Below are 21,455 nucleotides of genomic sequence, written 5' to 3'. Positions count from 1 at the left end.
TTTCATAGTGCTCATCGTGTCTTGGCGGCGATTTATTAAATGCTGCTTGTTCTGCCCAACATTTACAGGAATTATTATTTTTGCATCTATGTCTGACCTCTCAATGCAAAATATCACCTACCTCCCAGGCGTTGGTCCCAAGCGAGCTGAACTACTCAAGCAGGAGCTGAAGATTGCATCGTACGAGGATTTACTGTTTTACTTCCCATACAAATACGTCGATCGCAGTAAATTTTACCAGATAAGAGAGGTAAATGCCAAGCTGCCTTACATACAGGTCAAAGGTCGCTTCACATCTCTCAATACGGTTGGCTCAGGGCGGCAAAGTCGCATGACCGCTACTTTCAGTGATGGAACGGGAGTGTTAGAGTTGGTTTGGTTTAAAGGGCATAAATACGTTAAAGAAGGCATCAACTCCGAGGCCGAATACATTGTTTTTGGTAAACCATCGGCATTTAACGGGAAGATAAACATTGTGCATCCTGAACTGGAGAAGGTGAACGATACGCAGGTGAAAATATCATCGGCACTGCAAGCCTTTTATAACACGACGGAGAAGATGAAAAAAGGCTTTTTGAACTCCAAAACGATTCAAAAGCTTCAACAGAATGTGTTTTTGTCGTTTCAGGGGAAGATATCTGAAAGCCTGCCGGCCAGTATTATTGAGAAATATAAATTCCTCAACCTGCATGAGTCGCTAAAAGCGATTCATTTTCCACCCAATGCGCAAATACTGGAGAAAGCTCAGTTGCGACTGAAGTTTGAAGAGCTGTTTTATATTCAGCTTAATATTTTGCGCCAACGCAACCAACGCACGAAAGCCATTAAAGGCCATCTGTTTGACACAGTTGGTGACCATCTGAATAACTTTTATTCGCAAAAAATACCTTTTGAACTGACCAATGCGCAAAAGCGTGTTATTAAAGAAATACGACGCGACATGGGTTCGGGCAAGCAAATGAACCGCCTGCTGCAAGGCGATGTGGGCTCGGGCAAAACACTGGTAGCGCTGATGGTGATGCTCATTGCTCTGGATAATCGCTTTCAGGCCTGCCTGATGGCACCCACAGAAATATTAGCCACACAACATTTCGAAACCATCAGCGAGATGGTGGAAGGCTTAGGCATAAAAGTAGCCTTGTTGACCGGTTCGTCGAAAAAGAAAGAGCGCGAACGAATTGACCAGGACTTGCAAAGTGGCGAACTACAGGTATTGATTGGCACACATGCCCTTTTGGAAGATAAAGTAGTATTCAACAACCTTGGTTTGGTGGTAGTAGACGAGCAGCACCGTTTTGGAGTGGCACAACGCGCCAAGTTGTGGAAAAAAAATACACAACCCCCACATGTGCTGGTGATGACAGCCACACCTATCCCCCGCACCCTGGCCATGACCATCTATGGCGATTTGGATGTGTCGGTGATTGATGAATTGCCGCCCGGACGTAAGCCTATAGAAACAGCACATTATTTTCATAACCGACGTAACAACCTCAACAAGTTTATTAAAGGCGAACTGGACAAAGGCCGGCAGGTATATGTGGTGTATCCGCTGATTGAAGAATCGGAGAAGATGGACTTTAAAAACCTGGCCGAAGGATACGAATACATGCAGCGGGTGTTCCCCGATTATAAGGTGAGCATGGTGCATGGCAAAATGAAACCCGTTGAAAAAGATGCCGAGATGCAAGAGTTTGCCGCTAACCGCTCACAGATACTGGTTTCTACTACGGTGATTGAAGTGGGCGTGAACGTGCCCAACGCCTCGGTGATGGTGATTGAAAGTGCTGAGCGTTTTGGCCTGTCGCAGCTGCACCAGTTGCGTGGCCGTGTAGGCCGTGGTGCCGACCAAAGTTATTGCATTTTGATGACGGGTTACAAGCTGTCGGAAGAAACCCGCAAGCGCATGGATATTATGACCCGCTCAACCGATGGATTCGAGATTGCTGAAGCCGACCTGAAACTGCGTGGCCCTGGTGATTTAGAAGGCACCCAGCAATCGGGCTTACCATTCACACTTAAAATTGCCAACCTGGGTCGCGATGGCCAGATTCTGCAATTTGCCCGCCAGGTAGCCGAAGCCATTTTGGCCGATGATCCTTTATTGGAAAAAGACGACAACTTCATACTTAATAAACAACTAAAAAAGTTGGCTCGCGAAAAGATGAACTGGAGTATGATTAGTTAATGGATGTGAGGATGTAGGGATTTATGATGTGAGATGTATGATGTGAGATGGCGTTTCCCGCAAATGACGCAGATTAACGCTGATAATTAAAAAATATGGATGCGATCTTTATTGGCATCCCACTGTTAAGCGTAGCGTCTCGCTACGTTTCCTTTTTACAGACGTCCGGCCTAATTATCATTTCACAATTATTACACTTAAAGTCAACATTTCTACTTCGGGCAGGCCATTACAGGCCAGAGGCCTTGTCATAAACGACGTAGCGTGACGCTACGCCGAACAGTTTTGTTTATTTTTTGCTACGTGGAACGGAGTATTTAAATTATATTTAAACACATAAAACAAAACTATGAATACACAAAAAATCTATCCCAGCCTGGCTCAAAGCTGGGGCATTACAGGCATCACTATTCTTTGCATGATACTATTCACACCTATTAACATGATTTTGATACCGGTGATGGGTAAAGAATATGCGATGCTTACTTACTATATTTTAACCATGGGGGTTGCTTTTTTTATTGCTCACCTTATTCGTAAAAACGAAACACAGCTAAAGCACTATCCACTAAACATTAATCGTCCGGAACTTTTGCCATTAATCATTTTCGGTGCGTTAGGACTGGTTTTTGGCATCGTCAACCCTATTGGGAACCTTATTCCCATGCCCGACCTGTTTAAGGAGATGTTTAAAGAACTGGCCAGCTTAAATGGTTTCGGGGCCTTTGCCATGATGGTCATAGCCGCACCCCTGTTTGAAGAACTTATTTTTAGAGGTATTATTTTAGATGGTATGCTCAAGCGATACAGTCCGGCTAAGGCTATTTTCTGGTCATCGTTTTTATTCGGCTTTGTGCACTTGAATCCATGGCAGTTTGTGACTGGTTTGGTGATTGGTGCTTTTATCGGTTGGGTATATTACCGCACACGCAGTCTGAGCATCAGTATGATTATTCATGCAGCCGTTAATGGCACTTCCTTTTTCTTAAAATTTTTAATGGACGAAGAAGCCATGCTCGACCAGTCGTTTGCCGAGTCATTTGGCGGTATAACCAATGCCATATTGGTGACAGGCGGCGCGATTGTGGTGGCTGTTGTGTGTATTCTTTTATTAAAGCGACAGTTTGGAGATAACGAGCTTTTTGAAAACAAACAACCAGAACTGTAAGTGCTCTATCATTCCCTTGAATACGGATGTCATCTTTATTGGCCTATTGGCAACAAAGATGACATCCGTGCGAATAACTAAGTTCTACAACACCGCTACATCATCCTCTTTAACCAGTATTATTTTCGAATTAACGGTTGACGTCACCGTGTTCATAAAGTTTTTCAGCTCTTTATAACTGGAGGATGGATAATTGCGTTTTTTAAAACTATAATTAGCAACAATTTGAATTTGCTTACCGGTTACTTTAGCAATATAGCTAAAGGCCACGTTGTCCGAGTTAATTTTTCGGGGCGAAGGCAATTCCTCTACCTTGTATCCTTCTGGAATTTTAATGGTAGCAATAAAGCGGTTACCTTGCAGGTAAACCAAATCAATTGGCAGGGTGCGCTTTTCCTGCTTAAACGGATTTTCGGTTTGGGCAATGTTAACAAATGGCGATATGATTAATTGCTCATCTATCTGGTCGTATGATTTAGTAAAATCGAAATTATACTTAAACGGCAAGGTTTTATCCGTCAGGTTAGTCACACTAATATCATCAACTATATTAATGCCCTTATTCTCAAATTCCTTTTCAAAATCCTCCTTATCATTGTGGTATTCCTGGCGTTCGGCCAATGCCATGTAACCTGTACTTTTAGCCATGCAACGTCCTTCCAGCTCGCCGGCTTCCAGGTCAAGCTCCATCGACAGATTAAACTCTTCCAACGAGGCGGCACTATTGGATATGGTAACCCAGGCTTCGCTATCTTCCTCTACAATAAAACCCTTGCCATTAATGCATCGCGATGGAATTAAGAAGTTTGGACACATATCTTCCGTTGCATCCACCAGGCGCTTTTTACCATCCACCTCAACCAATACCAACACATAGTTAAAAAGGTTCGAATAAGGAAAATTATCACTCACCTTTCCATTATCGCGCGTGCTGATAATAACCGGTGAAGCCTTTAGTCCAACAGCACGTAAAGCACCAATAGTACTTAGGTTTATATTACCCGAGTTACCGGTCAACTGCTCGTTAAATTCCTTGAAGGAAGAGCGGGCATACTTGCCATAGTAACCATTCCATTTATAGGTTTCTTTCATGTAGTTCAGCACCGTATCCAATCGCTCCTCTTCCGGTTTAGAAGATAGCGATGCCAAAGTTTTACTGCCCCATTTTTCGGCTTTTTTCAAGTATTTGCCAAAATCGGTGTAATCCAGCAATTCTTCAGCCAACGACGGCCAGGTATTCATAAACTGCTTCTTGTAACCCGATGGATAGTTAATCTCCGACAATTGAAAATCAATCTTTTTTATATAGTCGTTGCGCGACGAAATAAAACTTTCATCTTTAAACGATGGCACATTCCTCAAACCAAATTCATATACCATATCGTTATAGGGAATGCCCGAAAACGTTCTCCCCAACCCACTTTTTTCGTAGCTTTTAAAATGATCCATTCGGCTGGCTCCCTGCATGCGGTAACGGTACGAATAAAAAGGTATCATACTAACCTTGTATTCGCTATACAGGGTGGGTATATCCGTTTGAAATTCCCAATCTTTAAAATGGGTAAAGAAAGGGGAATAAACCGAGTAGGTGACATCAATGACTGAGCCCTCTTTCACATTGGGCATAGCAAACTTTTTTAAGGTCCAGTTTTCATTAATGTCTTCGGTAAAGACATTCTTACTATCAAGTGTCGCTCTTTTCAGCTGTCCTTCTTCAAAATTAAAGGTCATCGCTTTTATATCCTTTACTTTCTCGCGATTATTTTCATTATGAAACAAGGGGATTTCAATTTCACCTTGTTCAAAACCTGCTTCGCTAAATACCTTTATCCTGATATGACGATCAAACCTTAAAATAAAACCGTCATCGCCATGTACAAACCACGAGTTACCTTTATCGAAAAGAACCACAGCGGGTGCATCTTTTTCAAAAGCACATTCTTTCATTTCAACATCCGATGGATTTAGAATACCAAACACCGTTTTCTGAGCAAAGCCATTTATTGCTGTGCTAAACAGCAGGACTAATAATGGGATAATTGTTTTCATATAATAATGGATTAGATGTTTTACTGATATTTCACCATGAGCTTTTGCAGCTCTTTGTTGGCACAAAGCCTGACAAACATATACAAGGCATCGTATTCATCCGGCTGATAAACTCCTGGGTTAATTACAATATGCCGGGTCACTTTAAGCCTGTTTCCTTCGTAGGTCACTTTGCACTTAAAATAACCGTAATCTGAGTTAATTTTCCCATCTTTTATTCCAGATACACTTTCGATAGGACGAGGTAATTCGTATTCAATCGTATCGCATACATTAAATGGATAAGCAAAACGAAGTTCCTGTGTTCGCTTTTCGGGCTTCTCCAGCTTAAAATAAAATGTACGTAGTGGTTTTATCAACACACGCGAACCAATTGGCTCAACAATACCATTTAAGTTGGCTTGCAACCCTAAAGTCAGATACCTTGTATCTCTATCGGCTTGTTTAATTTCAAAATCTCTAATATCGGCCTGTTCAAACAACTCCAACTCTTCCAGGTAGTCTATTTTATCGCGCTGTGGTAAGGCATCATTCATCCCTTTCAGATAATCAAAAACAGGGCCTTTCACTTTAGCTACTGTTGTCATCTTCTGACTTCCATCCTCATTTACAACTACTTTTGTTGAATAACGAGTGGCCACATCATCAACACTTAATGCCGGCGTTTTAGCCAGTTTACTTTTATCACCATCAATTAAAAGCACCGTTCTGTTTTGAGTAAATGCTCCCAAATAATTAAAAGGTGCAGAATTATCAGTACACTCCAGCCATATGGTATCGTTTGGCTGAGGCACACACAAAATCACATGATTAAATTGCTGCGATGGATAATCAGTTTTAACCGGCACAGGGTAGCGATCGGCATATACCATGGTATACAATGATTGAATACCAACTTCTTTCAACATACTATACATGTAGTTCGTTAAAGCTTTGCAATCGCCATATTTATTATTGCATACATAGGTTGCCGATTCCGGTTTTAAACCGCCAACATCCAACGACACGTTAATGTAGCGGGTATTGTTCTGCATGTATTTATACAACACGTCAATCTTCTCACGATCGTTGCTGCAGTTTTTTGTTAACTCCCTTACTTTCTTCTTTTCTGCCTCTGTCAGATAGTCGGTGCCGGCTTTTAAATCGGTCGCCCACTGCCCAAAATCCTGCCAACTTTTGGTGCTCCCTTCCGTGCCATATCTGAAGGATTCAGGAATAATGACCACATGTGACTGTAACTCTATTAATTGAGGACCGAACTTTTGTCGTTCAACATACTCTACATCTTCTGCTTTCCAGTTATAAGCAACCTTATCCTGCAGATGCTCAATAACTGCCGAATCAAGTCCCTGCTGATACAACCGGATAGGATAGTCTGTTGGCAATTCAACCTTTAACGATGCTTTCTTCACCGGCGCCTTTTTATACCAACGCGGATACCAGTTGGCAATATACAAATAGTCATTCGCATCCTCTTTGTAACTGTATTTAATGACGTATGGATAACGGTTGTGCACTAATTCAAACGACAACTTCATATCGTCGCTATGGAATGATTCGTAGGAAAACATATTGGTTCGCACGATGTCTTTATTCTTCAGGCTACGAATCTTTTTACCCGTCAAATCATAAATACCTGCCTCAAGTTCTTTAATGTTATTGCCCTTGGTGAAAGGAATATCAATTTCGGCATAATCAGTGCCTTTTGCCGAGTTTATCTGCAATTCTATTTCGGTATACTCAACCAGCTTGTTGCCTGCAAGTTTAACTTGCTTGTGATATTTATTAACCTGGCAATCGGGCAATTGGGCACATACTCTGGAGACGACTACGAATAGCAAAAAAAGCAAGAGGGATAGGCGCATTATTTTTTTTTATGAAGATAATGTTTTTATCTACAAATCATAATAATCGACTTTTATTTGTAAAGCATTTATATAATAAAAAAAGCTGCACCCTAACAGATGCAGCTCAGAAATCCTGTTTTCGCTATAACTATCTATGACTTATATCGCCAGCACCCGACTCGTTTAATTGCTTAATTTCAGGGTTTCCGTAATAAACAATATCACTTCCTCCACTGGCATTAGCCATTATTTCTTTCTCAGCCCATACAATCGCATCCGATCCTCCCGAACTGGTTACTTTAACACGCTGAGCTTTTAACTCACGAGCATTAATATCAGAACCTCCGCTCGATGAAGCAGTTAATTTGTCTGTTGTTCCTTTTATTTTAAGATCCGAACCTCCCGAAGTGGTTAGTTTCAACTCAGTAGTTTTTACCTCGACATAAATATCAGCACCACCACTTGTACTAACTTCTAAATACTCCTGATCAATGGTATTTTGTCCGTAAATATCAGAACCGCCACTAGCTATCAATTTTTCCAATTGCTTGAACGACAAATAGACTTTTGGCACTGTTTTATTATTCCAATTCCAGCTACTATTACCCTTCATATATATTTTCAAAGTCTTGCCCTCCACTTCTGTTCTCAATCTATGAAGATCATCTTTGCGACACTCCACCTCCAGTTCTACAGCGCTTGATTGGGTTAAATACAAATCAATACCCGACGAAACGCTCACACTGGAAAATTCACCAATGCTGCGTTTTTCTTTTTCTTGAGCCACCAAAACGCCTGCAAAACAAACGATAAGGGCAATAAGTGTAATCTTTCTCATATACTTAAGTTTATGTATTCAGATTATAGGACGCTTTCAACAACTTTATAGTTACATGTAGGTACTTATTTATGCCGATTAAAATAATCAATAGTCGCTCGCTTTACGTGCGGCGCCAAAAGCAGTGCAGCTATCATATTAGGAAAAGCCATTAAGGCATATGCCGAATCAATAAAAGCAATCACCACATCGATGGATACCACAGCCGCAATTACAGCACTTAACACACTTACCACATTATAAATATTCTTCGATTTCGTTCCGAATAAATAGGAAGAACATTTATTACCATAATATGGGAACGCGAACAATGTGGACAAAGCAAAAAACATGACGCATAAAATCAATAAATAAGGTCCGTAAGTAGGTATGGCTTTATCAAATGCCAAAGCCGTTAGCGTGATACCATCTGCATCGCTGGTTTGCCACACTCCGGTCACCAAAATAGCTAACGCTGTCATGGTACAAACAACTAATGTATCAACTATAGGACCTAACATGGCGACCAGTCCTTCGCGCACTGGTTCGTTCGTTTTAGCAGCTCCATGCGCTAATGGCGCGGTACCAATACCAGCTTCATTAGAAAAAGCAGCCCGCTTAATACCGGTAATAATGATTATTCCAACAGCACCTCCCAGAACAGCTTGCGCCTCAAAAGCATCCTTAAAAATTAATAAAACAGCATCCAATAATTGATCGGGATGGGAGAAAATAATGAACAAAACAATGCCAACATATAGCAGCACCATAAACGGAACGATACTGGCTGTCACTTTCCCTATGCGTTGAATTCCTCCGAAAATCACAACAGACATACTTATCGCGATGATAATTCCGGTAATTAAATCGGAGGTAAATCCTGTTTCAACACCATTAGGCTGCAACACAATATCGCGAAAAACCTGTGTCAGCTGATTACTCTGAAAAACCGGAAATACGGCGAACATGGCAGCCACAGCAAAGAACACCGCCATAGGCTTCCATTTCTTCCCCAGTCCTTCGGTGATAATATACATGGGGCCACCTTGTATCTCCCCTTTGTCATCCTTAGCTCTGAACATTACAGCCAGAGTTCCGGTAAAAAATTTGGTTGAAACGCCCAACAATGCACTTACCCACATCCAGAAGATAGCACCCGGCCCCCCAGCAGTAATAGCCACAGCTACTCCACTAATGTTTCCCATCCCAACAGTGGCTGCCAATGCAGTTGATAAAGCCTGAAAATGATTAATTTGTCCGGCTTCATTCGGGTCGTCATACTTACCCCGAAGAATATCAACCGCATGCATAATATACCTGAAAGGCATCAGCTTGCTATATATCATAAAAAAGAACCCTCCGCCAAGGAGTAGAATTAGTAGTGGAGTTCCCCAAATAAACTCACTAAATTTGATGATTAGGTTTTCAATTTCTTTCATGCACAAATATTGATTTTAATGGCTGCGTGGAACTCGCAAATAAATTTAATTATCTCCTGAACAAAAATTAGATAATTAAATTTATCCTTTCGTTTCATTTTAGAAAGATAGAAAAACCGTAAAGCATGACAAAGAATTTGTTTCTCATAGCTTTAAAATTTTTTAACGCTAATTATTGCAAGATTTCTTTAATACATGTTGAATTAAGTTTTAGATTTGCATTCATTCATTGAAAAATGAAAACAACTAACAAGAGAAACTAATAATCAATATCATAAATTCTGCTTAAGCCAATAGTCGCCATCATCATTATCAACACACTGACGACTAATGACTTTTGCTTATTAAGCAAATTACACTATGGCTGATTTCAAATACCAAAAACCTTTTCCAATTCTTAAGGATACTACTCCTTATCGATTGATTACTAAAGATTATGTTTCTACCATTGAGGTTGATGGCAGAAAAATTTTAAAAGTAGATCCCAAAGGTCTGGAGCTTTTGTCAAAAGAAGCATTTGCCGATGTTTCGTTTTACCTTCGTCCAACGCACCTCGAAAAGCTGGCACATATCCTGAAAGATGAAGAAGCGTCGGATAATGACCGATTTGTGGCGCACACCATGCTAATGAACCAGGTAGTTACTGCCGAAGGCGAGCTGCCAACCTGCCAGGATACAGGTACAGCTATTGTCATGGGTAAAAAAGGTGAAAATGTATTTACGGGTGCCAACGATGCCGAGCATTTATCTCGTGGTGTTTATGAAACCTACCGCGACAGAAACCTGCGCTATTCACAAGTGGTTCCTTTTTCAATGTTTGAAGAGAAAAATACAGGTTCTAACTTGCCAGCTCAAATAGATATCTATGCCGAGCAAGGTAACCAGTACGATTTCTTGTTTATGACCAAAGGTGGCGGTTCTGGAAATAAAACATTCCTATACCAACAAACCAAAGCCTTATTAACTGAAGAAAACCTGACTAAATTCGTTCAAGACAAAATTAAAGACCTTGGAACATCAGCCTGTCCTCCATATCACCTGGCCCTGGTAATTGGCGGAACCTCAGCGGAGGCAACCTTAGCAGCTGTTAAAAAAGCTTCGGCTGGTTATTTCGATCATTTACCAACTGAAGGCAATGATGGTGGCCAGGCTTTCCGCGATTTGGAATGGGAAGCTAAAGTGCAGAAGATTTGCCAGGAAAGTACTATTGGTGCCCAGTTTGGTGGAAAATATTTTGTACACGATGTACGTGTTATCCGCATGCCACGTCACGCGGCTTCTTGTCCGGTGGGATTAGGTGTTAGCTGTAGTGCCGACCGTAACATCAAAGGTAAAATCACTGAAGAAGGTATTTTTCTTGAAGAATTAGAGAAGAATCCTTCACGCTTTGTACCCAAAGAAGCGCCTCACATGGCACCTGCCATCGATATTGATTTAGATCAACCAATGGAAGATGTCTTGAAAGAGTTGAAGAAACACCCGATTAAGACTCGCTTAAACTTATCAGGTACATTGATTGTAGCTCGCGACATCGCTCATGCCCGCATCAAGCAAATGTTGGATGAAGGCCAGCCAATGCCAGAGTACTTTAAAAACCATCCGGTGTATTATGCTGGTCCGGCCAAAACGCCTAAAGGCATGGCTTCAGGTAGCTTCGGTCCAACCACAGCAGGTCGTATGGATCCTTATGTTGATATTTTCCAGAAACAAGGAGGCTCGATGATTATGGTTGCTAAAGGAAACCGTTCGCAAGCTGTAACAGACGCCTGCAAGAACAACGGCGGTTTCTACCTTGGTTCGATTGGTGGCCCGGCTGCCATCTTAGCCAAAAACAGCATTAAATCAGTAGAAGTCGTTGATTTCGAAGAATTAGGAATGGAAGCTGTGCGCAAGATTCGCGTCGAAAACTTCCCTGCCTTCATCATTGTAGACGACAAAGGCAACGATTTCTTTGCTAAATTGTAAATATCAGTCAAGTCTTTTTGACAATATATCAAAGGTGCAATTTCTTCATATTTGAGGAAATCGCACCTTTTTATTTTTTACTTTGCAGACCTATTTCTGCATGTGATGAAGCATATCTCTATTCAATATTATAAAAGTCCTTTGGGCGAACTCATATTGGGCGCCTACAAAGAGCAACTCTGCTTATGCGATTGGCGATACCGAAAAATGCGTCAGTCAATCGACTCACGAATCACAAAAGGCTTAAATGCCGACTATAAAAAAGAATCATCCGTCATTATAGATCAAGCCATTCAACAACTGGAAGACTATTTCAATGGTGAACGAACAACTTTTGATTTACCCCTATTATTTGTTGGAACTGATTTTCAAAAAAAGGTATGGAAGAGCTTATTAGCCATTCCCTGGGGACAAACGAATTCCTACCTTGAACTTTCAAGAGCCTTAGCCAATGAAAAAGCCATTAGAGCTGTTGCTTCGGCCAATGGTGCCAACGCCATATCAATAATTGTTCCGTGCCATCGGATTATTGGTAACGATGGCAAATTAGTTGGATATGCAGGAGGTTTAAGCGCTAAACAAAAACTGCTTCAACTGGAAGGAGCCATACCTGAACAACAGCTGACATTATTCGAATAAAAAAGCCGCCTTGCACAATGGCAAAACGGCTTATCCAATATTTAGAGTCAAACCTATTTATCCCACCAAACGCGTTCGTTAAACGTATCTTTACCAGAAGAAAAACGAGCCACTGCCGCTTCCACATTTAGGCGGTTGGTTGTGTACTCGTTGGAACTATAAGCTCGGCGACGAGGAATGGTAGCAGATGGCGAAGCTCCTGCACCTGGCGACAAAACAGGATAATCTAAGCGACGCCATTCGGCCCACCCCTGAATTCCCTGGTTAAATAAGGCAATCCACTTTTGAACCCCAATACTTTCGCGCCAATTGGACGCATCATATTGTACTTCGGCTTGAGCCAGATAAGTTGTTATATCAGCTTCACCCACACCATTGTATTCCATCGAAACTCGAATGGCTTGCTCATACACGGCCTCTGCATCACCGGTTATATACCCGCGCTGAATGGCTTCTGCCTTGGCAAATAAAATTTCAGCAGCCGTCATCAGGATGGTTGGCGCTGTTTGAGACGCATATTGATCACCGGGCATCGATACATCGTCAGCATTACCTGCTTCTTCCTGCCCATACACCATTCCAACATATGCACCAGAGTTAGCAGTCGGATTGGCAAAAGCACCAATACGCGGGTCGCTCACGGCATTCAAGACATCGATAAACGTGTTGGCACAGGCAAAGTAATCTCCACCAGCACTCACCTCATTATCAATCCACAAAGGATTACCTTCAGCCTCGGTTGCCAAATGAACAAAATGAGCATAATCAGATGAAGTCGAGAAAGCATTATCAAAACTCACCCCTTGCAGCAAGGTCTTGGCTTTAGCATCATCTACCTCGGTTAAACGCATGGCCATCCTTATTTTTAGCGACTCAGCAAATGCATCCCACTTGGCCATAGCACCATCAAAAATCAGATCGCCTTTTAGTTCATAAACAGGATCGGTGTCAATTAATGCCTGGGCATCGTTCAGTTCTGACAACAAACCATCATAAACATCCGATTGTGTATCATATACAGGCATCAGGTAATCCGGGCTGATAGCCTGGTAATAGGGCAAGTCGCCCCACACATCAGTCATCGAATGATAAGCCCAAACAGATAAAATTTTCGCCACGGCGATTTGATTATTGTTATCGCCAAACTGCGAAACGCGCTCTTTTGATAAATCTTCTGTATTAAGGCTAATAATCTCCTTTAAATCGGTTAATCCCCCCAGGTATATGCCGTTAAAGCTAGATACACCCTCATCGAGATAATTTGATTTATCGGGATAGTCGAGCTGTGCAAAATATTGTACGTATTGCGCTCCCAGCTGCGCTATTTCACCATTTAAGTTGTAAACCAGATTCGCCTGTGCCTGCGTCAACAAAGCTGATGTAGGCACTTCACTTGTTTTATTTGGGTCGTAGTTCATCTCTTCGAAGTCGCGACAGGCAGTCAATAGTGCAGCTACAATTCCCAGAGTTAACAACCATTTATTTTGTAATATTTTCATCGTCTGATTCATTAAAATTAGAATATAAGATTGATGTTGAAACCGACTGAACGGCTTGATGGCAAGGAGCCACCTTCGTATCCTAATGAAGAATTAGAAATTGAGTTAACCTGCTCAGGATCAAAGCCCCTTGCTTCTGAATACAACAGCGCTACGTTTCGCGACACAACAGATAAAGTAGCGCTTTGCAGACCTATTTTAGAGACAAATTGTTTAGGCAGATCATAGCCCAACTTTAATTCTCTAAGCTTCACATAACTGGCGTCGTCCATATATTCTTCAGGAAAACGCTTGGTATGGTTATAATACGATGAAGCTTCGATGTAAACATCATTCTCACGCACTGAAACAACATTTCCATCCCCATCATAAGTTGGTATAACACCGTCAGAACGCATACCACCACCGTCAGTAACAGCATCACGCTTGGGGTTGCCCTTATCGTTCAAACCAACAGTCCAAGGCGTTTGCCCTGAAACAGTCGCCCATCTGTTCGCCCACGAATAAACAAGGCCACCAACCTGGAAATCAACAAGTGCACTAAAAGAGATGCCTTTATACTTGAAATTATTCATGATACCACCATTATAATCGGGCATCATATTTCCGATTTCTGCGGGTTTACCAGACTGCACATAATAACCATCTTCGTCCACCAACTTACGTCCGTTATAATATTCATAACCGCTGTAGGCATACATGGTTCCAAAATCGCCACCCACGGTAGCTGTTACCCATGCCGAACCAGCTGACGACACTTCAAACTCTGTTAAATCACCATACAAATCGTTCATCTTAGTGTCCACCTGCGAGTAACTTAATGAAACATCCCATGAGAAATCAGATGTTTTGACGGGTGTTCCGTAAATCACAGCTTCTACACCTGTATTTTGCAACTCACCCGCATTAATCATCGCCACTGAATAACCTGTGGTATTTGAAACATCCAAATCAAAAATCAAATCTTTTGTTTTGCGGTCGAAATAAGTTAACTCACCACCCAATCGATTGTTGAGCAAGGACACCTCTGCTCCGATTTCAAATTCGCTCGTTAGCTCATTAACTAAGTTTGGATTAAGTCGCGTATTACCAACCGTAAAAGTGGTAGTTGGACCATAATTACTGCTATTATAAACATTATAAAGCTTGTATGGGCCTGTATCTTTTCCAGCATAGGCGTACCCGGCACGTACTTTACCATAAGATAATACAGATGAATCGAGTAATTCGGAGAACACAAAACTGGAACTAACAGACGGATAGAAATAGGACTGATCGTCAACAGCCAAAGTGGAAGACCAATCATTACGGGCTGAAACATCCAGGTAAAGCATGTCTTTAAATCCTACAGATGCAGTACCAAAAACCGAGTTAATCTGTTTTTCGGAGAAATAGGAGCTGGCATTTGCCGGTGATACCGTGTTACTGATACTAAAAAAGTTTTCCACAACTAAACCATCAACCGTTCCCATATAAGCTGAACGATATTGCGAATACATAATATTGCCCCCCAGCATGGCATTTAATGACCAGTCGTCGTTAAAATGCTTCGTGTAGTTAAGGATACCCTCGAAGTTATTTTCATACGATGTATAGCGCGACTCGCCATAATAATCGGTTGAAGTACCGCCGGTACCAACCCGGTTATTCGTATTCAAAGTATAATAATCAGTACGGCCGGTTGCAGTAAAAGTCAAACCAGGTAAAAGAGTGGCGGTAAAACCGGCATTACCAAACACACGGTCTTTGGCATCTTCAGCATAGATATTATCAAGAGTCCAGAATGGATTATTACTCCAGCGAATATATGTACGACCATCGGCAATGCTCCTAAAGTTCCAGCCAACTTGCTGTCCCAAGGCATTTGAATATGTATACTTACGCAATAAATCAGTATCAATCTGACGCTGAGTCCAGATTCTCATACCGCCCGGCACACTGGTTCCTGAACCGCTATAGCCAAAGGGAGAACGGCCTGTTGTGCTTTGTTTAATGTAATTAAACGACACAAAAGCTTCGAGAAAACTGGCTAATTTGGTACTACCTTTAAAACTGATGGTATTTTTCTTCATTTCAGAATTTGGCACCACCCCATTTTGCTTTAAATTGGTATAGGACAATCTAAAATTAGACACATCATTGGCGTTACTGACAATAACACTATTACTATAAGTAACACCCGTATCAAATAAATCCTTATAATTATCGGGATTGGCTTCGAAAGGTCGCATCTTCATGTAGTTTTCACTTTCGGGCACAAATGAATCCCAATGCAAAACAGGAGTACCATCAAGCTTTGGTCCCCAACTTTCATCAGCACCAGTCTCAACTACAGGTTGTCCATCAAATTGAGCCCACTCCGACCCAAGTCCGGAAGCTTTGTAATCGAAGGTTGGAAACTCTTGCGAATAACCCCCTCCGTACTCATTCTGAAACTCGGGTAAAATGTAAACATTATCAAAAGTGGTGGTGGAATTAATCTCTACCCCAAGTCCTTTCTTTTTCTTTCCAGATTTGGTTGTGATCAAGATAACCCCATTAGCTCCCCTACTTCCGTATAATGCAGTTGCCGGGGCTCCTTTCAATACCGACATGGTTTCCACATCATTAGGGTTAATATCCTGTGCGCCGTTTCCATAATCGTACCCACTGGTTGAACCACTAATATTGTAGTTGGAGATTGGTACTCCATCAACAACATACAAAGGCTGACTTGATCCGGTTAAGGAATTGATACCGCGAATAATAACATTGGTTGAACCTCCAACCGTACCGGCGCCTGATTTAATTTGAACACCGGCAACACGCCCCTGTAAGCCATTAACCGCTGATGTAGGGTCTGGCACAGCAATATCTTCACTGTTCACATCCTGCGATGCATAACCCAAGGAGCGCTTTTCCCTGGAAATACCCAAAGCAGTAACAACCACATCATCAAATAAGATATCTGCTGCTTTTAATACAACATTAATAGTGGTTCGCTGGCCAATCTCGACTTCATTGGTTTGCATTCCAATAAATGAAAAAACTAGCGATTGAGCAGTGGCGCCTTCAGGAATAACAAGGGTATAGTTACCATCGATATCAGCGATAGTTCCAACGCCAGGGTTTCCTTTAACAAACACATTAGCACCTACAATTGGCTCATCATCCTCATCGGTCACTGAACCTACAATGGTGGTTTGTGCAAAAACCTGTATCCCCAGAAATAAGCATACAAGAATTCCATAGATTTTCTTCATAGCAATATAATTAATTAATAATGGTGTAAAGCTGAACTAATTAAGGCGCTTTTAATCATACATACTACCAATAACATATAAACAACCTTAAATTAATAAATGAAGTAATACTGGGAGGAGGCATCATACTTCATTCACAAGCTAAAATATTTACTACAAAGCACTTTTCAAAATTTACACTGTATATATTATACGTATTTTATTATACTACATTACATATCATACATCTTATCTTCTAGATATCAACTCATTAGACATAGATAGATTAATTAGTATTTTTTTATAATATTTTCACCCACCCTAGCATTTCAATTACCACATACCATATTTTAGTCTCTTTACTACATATACCCCCCATTTTTACAACCCCCAAATGCCATCTTAATAGTACATAACAAAACATCACCCCTTATTTTTGAGAACACAATACCTAATAAACCTTCAAAAACTACATAAAATCGTAAGCTCCCTTTCAAATCAAAGACTCAAAACATGAACAATTGAGGAATACAACGGAACTAAATCATCAAAAACGAGAATTTTATTACTTTTTACAACCTTAATTACTTATATATTTCTCTATTTAAATTTTTATACCTCTTTTTCAGCCCTTTACACCACTTACAAAAACATAGTTGCCAAATTATTTGTTTATTTTATAACAAATCACAAATCTTAGCATATCAATTCACAGAACATACTGATATACCTCTTAATTATCTGATATTAAAGATGTATTTCAGTATTTTTATTTGTATTAATTTGTTACTATTTGTTTTGCTTAGTTAATTTTTTAAAGATATTAGCATTCTATTATATCATTTAAATCACGATAAATCCAATATTAATTTCAATTTGTAAGTAACCCAATTAACAACACACAAAATGGAAGCAGTAAAATCTACGGTAAACCTAAAAAAGTACGGAATCACTAACACTCACACTGTTATACACAACCCTTCGTACGAAGATTTATACTTAGATGAATTAAATCCTGAACTGGAAGGTTTTGAAAAAGGACAACTAACAGAAACAGGCGCCATTAACGTTATGACTGGAAGATTCACAGGTCGCTCCCCCAAAGACAAATACATCGTTCACGACGACGTTACCAAAGACACCATCTGGTGGACCTCAGATCATTCTAAAAACGACAACAAACCCGTATCGACAGAAACGTGGAGTCAGTTAAGAGCAGACGTTTGCCAACACCTCTCAAACAAGAAACTTTACGTTATTGACTCTTTCTGTGGAAGCAATGCCAACAGTAGATTGAAAGTAAGATTTATAACAGAGGTAGCTTGGCAGGCTCATTTTGTAAAAAACATGTTTATACGCCCAAGCGAGTCAGAGCTGAACACCTTTGGCGAACCAGACTTCGTGGTATTAAACGCCTCCAAAACGTCCAATAAAAACTGGAAAGAACAAGGATTGAATTCAGAAGTATTCACCATGTTTAATTTGAGCGAACGCATGCAAATCATTGGTGGAACCTGGTATGGTGGCGAGATGAAGAAAGGTATTTTTGCCATGATGAACTATTACCTTCCTCTAAACGGTATGGCAGCTATGCACTGCTCAGCCAACAAAGGTAAAGATGGCGATGTGGCTATTTTCTTTGGATTATCCGGAACAGGTAAAACGACACTTTCCACCGATCCTAAGAGAGAACTAATTGGTGACGACGAACACGGCTGGGATGACGATGGTGTATTCAATTTCGAAGGCGGCTGCTATGCCAAAACAATCAACCTGGATAAAGAAAGCGAGCCAGACATCTATAATGCCATTAAAAAAGATGCCTTATTGGAAAACGTAACTGTTGATGCAAAAGGAAAAATCGACTTTACTGATAATTCGGTCACAGAAAACACAAGAGTTTCATACCCAATTTATCACATCAACAACATTGTTAAGCCAATATCAAAAGCAGGACATGCTAACAAAGTCATCTTCTTAACAGCTGATGCATTTGGGGTAATGCCACCAGTCTCTAAACTGACTCCCGAACAAACGCAGTACCATTTCCTATCAGGCTTTACCGCCAAACTAGCAGGGACAGAACTAGGCGTAACAGAACCACGCCCAACATTTTCTGCTTGCTTCGGCGAAGCCTTCCTATCACTTCACCCAACGCAATACGGTGCAGAACTAGTGAAGAAAATGGAACAACACGGCGCAAAAGCCTATTTGGTTAATACAGGCTGGAATGGAACTGGAAAGCGCATCTCTATAAAAGATACCCGAGCTATTATTGATGCTATATTAGATGGCTCAATTGAAGAAGCTGAAACAACAACAGTTCCTATTTTCAACCTTGAGGTTCCAACTCAATTGCACGACGTGAATCCCGACATTATGGATCCAAGAAATACATACAACAATCCACAAGACTGGGAAACCAAAGCAAAAGATTTGGCCTCAAAATTCATTACAAACTTCAAAAAATACACTGACACTCCTCAAGGTCAAGAACTTGAAAAAGCGGGCCCTGTTATATAACTCCTAATAATTACATATAAAGAGAGTGCTAACCAACTTGTTAGCGCTCTCTTTTTTTTTTAAAACAACCCACATCTGAGCTCGTTTTTTTATGGCACAATATTTGATTATAACCACTAGAATTTAATTGTCAGGTCATTAACATCCTATAACTAATACCGCCCAGAAAAGGACAGAAAGTTATTAAGTGTTAAAAATGCAACCTTCGTCAATTAAAATAGTAAACTAGTCAAAATAATCTTAAAAATGTGAGCTATGAATCTTCGTATAACATCAAATGCCAAGAATAAGCAGATTTCATTTTTAATTGCTTTAGACAACTTTCTGACAAAGAGAAATAACACTAAAGCATCCATTTTAATGCAACGATTAAATAAGTTTTTAGAGAAAAAGAATCCTGAATTCAGTTTCCAGGCACAGGAAGGCTCTAATAACAGCATTGAAATATTCGCCGGCAAGAGGCTAATTGCTTATTACGCATAAAACAACAAAATGGCAGGGAACAATTACTTGCCATTAATTTATAAAAATGGCTCTTTTAAACAAAAGAGCCATTCCTGTTTGTATACTTTTCTACATCTTTGCAGTTTGAAATAGTCATTGACATGAAACTGAAGAAACTCATTCCTCAATTAGCATCCAACATTATTGATTTAGGATATAACAAAGAACCCAAAGAGATCCAAAGTCAAAGTATACCTAAGATAAAATCAGGCGCCGATCTCTTTGCTATTGCACCAGCACAAGAAGGCAAATCGACCGCTCTTTTGATTGGACTTATCCAGCAATTAAAAGAACCATTTGAAGAAGCTCCCAGAGCAATTGTTATTACTTCAACAAGAGAAAAAGCCTTTGAACTGGAAGAGCAGTTTCAGTCGCTGGCAACAAAAACAAACTTACGAAGCTTCGTCGCCTTTGATCAAGGCATTCTTCAGTATCAGAAAGATGAAATATACGATGGGCTTGACGTACTATTCTGCACCCCCAAACGACTGATGGAACTAGTCAATATTAATGGCATTCCAATGACGAAGGTTAAAATACTGGCTGTTGACGATGCTGATATTGTCATCGCCAACACTCACCATGCCATCATATACAGAATTGCAGACGGCCTTAAAAACCCTCAACTACTTTTCTTCGCCAATAAATGGCACCAAAGTTTTGAAACTGTAGAAGAGCGCCTGATGAAAAATCCTCATTTTATTGAAATAGAATAATATGAAATGCCCCTGCTCATCTGGAAAAAACTACGGCGAATGCTGCCAGGTATATATCGACAACACAGCTCAGCCTGCAACAGCAGAACAACTCATGCGCTCGCGTTATACAGCTTTCTCTCTAACTAAGGTCGACTACCTGATGAAAACACATCACACTAGCACACGCCCTTTAAAAGACAAAAAGAACATTAAGGAATGGATGGAATCCGTACAATGGATGGGGTTAACAATCCTGAACAAAGAGCAAGGACTGGAAGCAGATTCAAAAGGCATGGTAGAGTTCAAAGCACTATACATGGAGGCTGGTCAATTAGAAACCATTCATGAAAAATCCCTCTTCCGCAAAGAAAGAGGGATGTGGTACTATGTATCAGGACAACACTTTTAGTCCTCGAACTTGTAATAGATTTTACTTACTAACTTCCAGCCATCATCAAATTTATACAAGGAAATATAATCGATATACTTCAATTCTTCCCCCACATAAAATTCAAATTTAGCCACTGCAGCCGTTCCTGTCACATCTACTGACAAAAACTTAACACTAATCAAATTATCCTTATCACGGGGCAATTTCCCTTCACTTTTGCGCTGAACAACTTTCTCCTTCCACTCAGATATAGGTAATTTCCAAATGGCACCATTTTCTCCAATCCCTAATAAATTAAAATCAGGATGAATACCGGCATCAATTTTAGCAATGTCACCTTCATTTTGAATACCTTCAACATAGGCCGACTGAATCACCTTTTTAATGGCCTTAATCTCTTTATCTTTAGTTTGTGCCTGCATTACAAACGACACCAAAGTAAAAACCAGTATAACATGTAATTTTTTCATTCTTAAAATATTGATGGGTTTATATTTTTTAAAGATA

General features: G+C 40.5%; 15 protein-coding genes. 8 read left to right on the top strand and 7 right to left on the bottom strand.

Going from position 1 to position 21,455, the window contains the following annotated elements:
- Nucleotides 1-88 precede the first annotated feature (88 nt).
- Both recG and J1N10_RS09955 read left to right on the top strand, forming a co-directional pair.
- Complete coding sequence (recG, locus tag J1N10_RS09960; protein WP_262326553.1) at nucleotides 89-2,188, top strand: ATP-dependent DNA helicase RecG; 2,100 nt, start codon at nucleotides 89-91, stop codon at nucleotides 2,186-2,188.
- A gap of 349 nt (nucleotides 2,189-2,537) precedes the next feature.
- The gene (locus J1N10_RS09955; protein ID WP_262326552.1) at nucleotides 2,538-3,356 is read left to right on the top strand and encodes a CPBP family intramembrane glutamic endopeptidase; all 819 of its coding nucleotides are present in this window, start codon (nucleotides 2,538-2,540) and stop codon (nucleotides 3,354-3,356) included.
- A gap of 84 nt (nucleotides 3,357-3,440) precedes the next feature.
- On the opposite strand, the gene J1N10_RS09950 is transcribed toward J1N10_RS09955, so the two are convergent.
- From J1N10_RS09950 to J1N10_RS09935, 4 genes are all read right to left on the bottom strand, one after another.
- Complete coding sequence (locus tag J1N10_RS09950) at nucleotides 3,441-5,405, bottom strand: DUF3857 domain-containing protein (RefSeq protein ID WP_262326551.1); 1,965 nt, start codon at nucleotides 5,403-5,405, stop codon at nucleotides 3,441-3,443.
- A gap of 20 nt (nucleotides 5,406-5,425) precedes the next feature.
- Nucleotides 5,426-7,270 carry a DUF3857 domain-containing protein gene (locus J1N10_RS09945; RefSeq protein ID WP_262326550.1) on the bottom strand — a complete coding sequence of 615 codons (1,845 nt, stop codon included), beginning with the start codon at nucleotides 7,268-7,270 and terminating at the stop codon, nucleotides 5,426-5,428.
- A 130-nt stretch (nucleotides 7,271-7,400) separates the two neighbouring features.
- Nucleotides 7,401-8,090, bottom strand: a complete 690-nt coding sequence (locus tag J1N10_RS09940) for a head GIN domain-containing protein (protein WP_262326549.1) — start codon at nucleotides 8,088-8,090, stop codon at nucleotides 7,401-7,403.
- 65 nt (nucleotides 8,091-8,155) lie between these two features.
- Entirely contained in the window at nucleotides 8,156-9,508 is a 1,353-nt protein-coding gene (locus J1N10_RS09935; RefSeq protein ID WP_262326548.1) for an alanine/glycine:cation symporter family protein, read from the bottom strand.
- 360 nt (nucleotides 9,509-9,868) lie between these two features.
- On the opposite strand from J1N10_RS09935, the gene J1N10_RS09930 reads away from it, so the two are divergent.
- Complete coding sequence (locus J1N10_RS09930) at nucleotides 9,869-11,473, top strand: fumarate hydratase (RefSeq protein ID WP_262326547.1); 1,605 nt, start codon at nucleotides 9,869-9,871, stop codon at nucleotides 11,471-11,473.
- A 105-nt stretch (nucleotides 11,474-11,578) separates the two neighbouring features.
- Nucleotides 11,579-12,112 (top strand): methylated-DNA--[protein]-cysteine S-methyltransferase, encoded by a 534-nt coding sequence (locus J1N10_RS09925; RefSeq protein WP_262326546.1) that lies wholly within the window; start codon nucleotides 11,579-11,581, stop codon nucleotides 12,110-12,112.
- A 53-nt stretch (nucleotides 12,113-12,165) separates the two neighbouring features.
- On the opposite strand, the gene J1N10_RS09920 is transcribed toward J1N10_RS09925, so the two are convergent.
- A complete protein-coding gene (locus tag J1N10_RS09920) occupies nucleotides 12,166-13,611 on the bottom strand; it encodes a SusD/RagB family nutrient-binding outer membrane lipoprotein (protein ID WP_262326545.1) in 1,446 nt (481 codons plus the stop codon).
- A gap of 17 nt (nucleotides 13,612-13,628) precedes the next feature.
- Complete coding sequence (locus tag J1N10_RS09915) at nucleotides 13,629-16,853, bottom strand: SusC/RagA family TonB-linked outer membrane protein (RefSeq protein ID WP_262326544.1); 3,225 nt, start codon at nucleotides 16,851-16,853, stop codon at nucleotides 13,629-13,631.
- Nucleotides 16,854-17,738: 885 nt separating this feature from the next.
- Here J1N10_RS09915 and pckA point away from each other — a divergent pair.
- From pckA to J1N10_RS09895, 4 genes are all read left to right on the top strand, one after another.
- A complete protein-coding gene (gene pckA / locus J1N10_RS09910) occupies nucleotides 17,739-19,355 on the top strand; it encodes a phosphoenolpyruvate carboxykinase (ATP) (protein WP_262326543.1) in 1,617 nt (538 codons plus the stop codon).
- A 255-nt stretch (nucleotides 19,356-19,610) separates the two neighbouring features.
- The gene (locus tag J1N10_RS09905; RefSeq protein ID WP_262326542.1) at nucleotides 19,611-19,838 is read left to right on the top strand and encodes a hypothetical protein; all 228 of its coding nucleotides are present in this window, start codon (nucleotides 19,611-19,613) and stop codon (nucleotides 19,836-19,838) included.
- A gap of 122 nt (nucleotides 19,839-19,960) precedes the next feature.
- Nucleotides 19,961-20,575 carry a DEAD/DEAH box helicase gene (locus tag J1N10_RS09900; RefSeq protein ID WP_262326541.1) on the top strand — a complete coding sequence of 205 codons (615 nt, stop codon included), beginning with the start codon at nucleotides 19,961-19,963 and terminating at the stop codon, nucleotides 20,573-20,575.
- Between the two features lies 1 nt (nucleotide 20,576).
- Complete coding sequence (locus J1N10_RS09895; RefSeq protein ID WP_262326540.1) at nucleotides 20,577-20,966, top strand: YchJ family protein; 390 nt, start codon at nucleotides 20,577-20,579, stop codon at nucleotides 20,964-20,966.
- Here J1N10_RS09895 and J1N10_RS09890 read toward each other — a convergent pair.
- On the bottom strand, nucleotides 20,963-21,418 hold the full coding sequence (locus tag J1N10_RS09890) for a nuclear transport factor 2 family protein (RefSeq protein WP_262326539.1): 456 nt from the start codon (nucleotides 21,416-21,418) through the stop codon (nucleotides 20,963-20,965). The two genes, J1N10_RS09895 and J1N10_RS09890, sit on opposite strands and share 4 nt — an antisense overlap.
- Between the last annotated feature and the right edge of the window lie 37 nt (nucleotides 21,419-21,455).

Source organism: Carboxylicivirga litoralis, assembly GCF_025499605.1.
Taxonomy (GTDB): Bacteria; Bacteroidota; Bacteroidia; order Bacteroidales; family Marinilabiliaceae; genus Carboxylicivirga; species Carboxylicivirga litoralis.
This window is presented reverse-complemented; position numbering and strand designations above follow the sequence as displayed.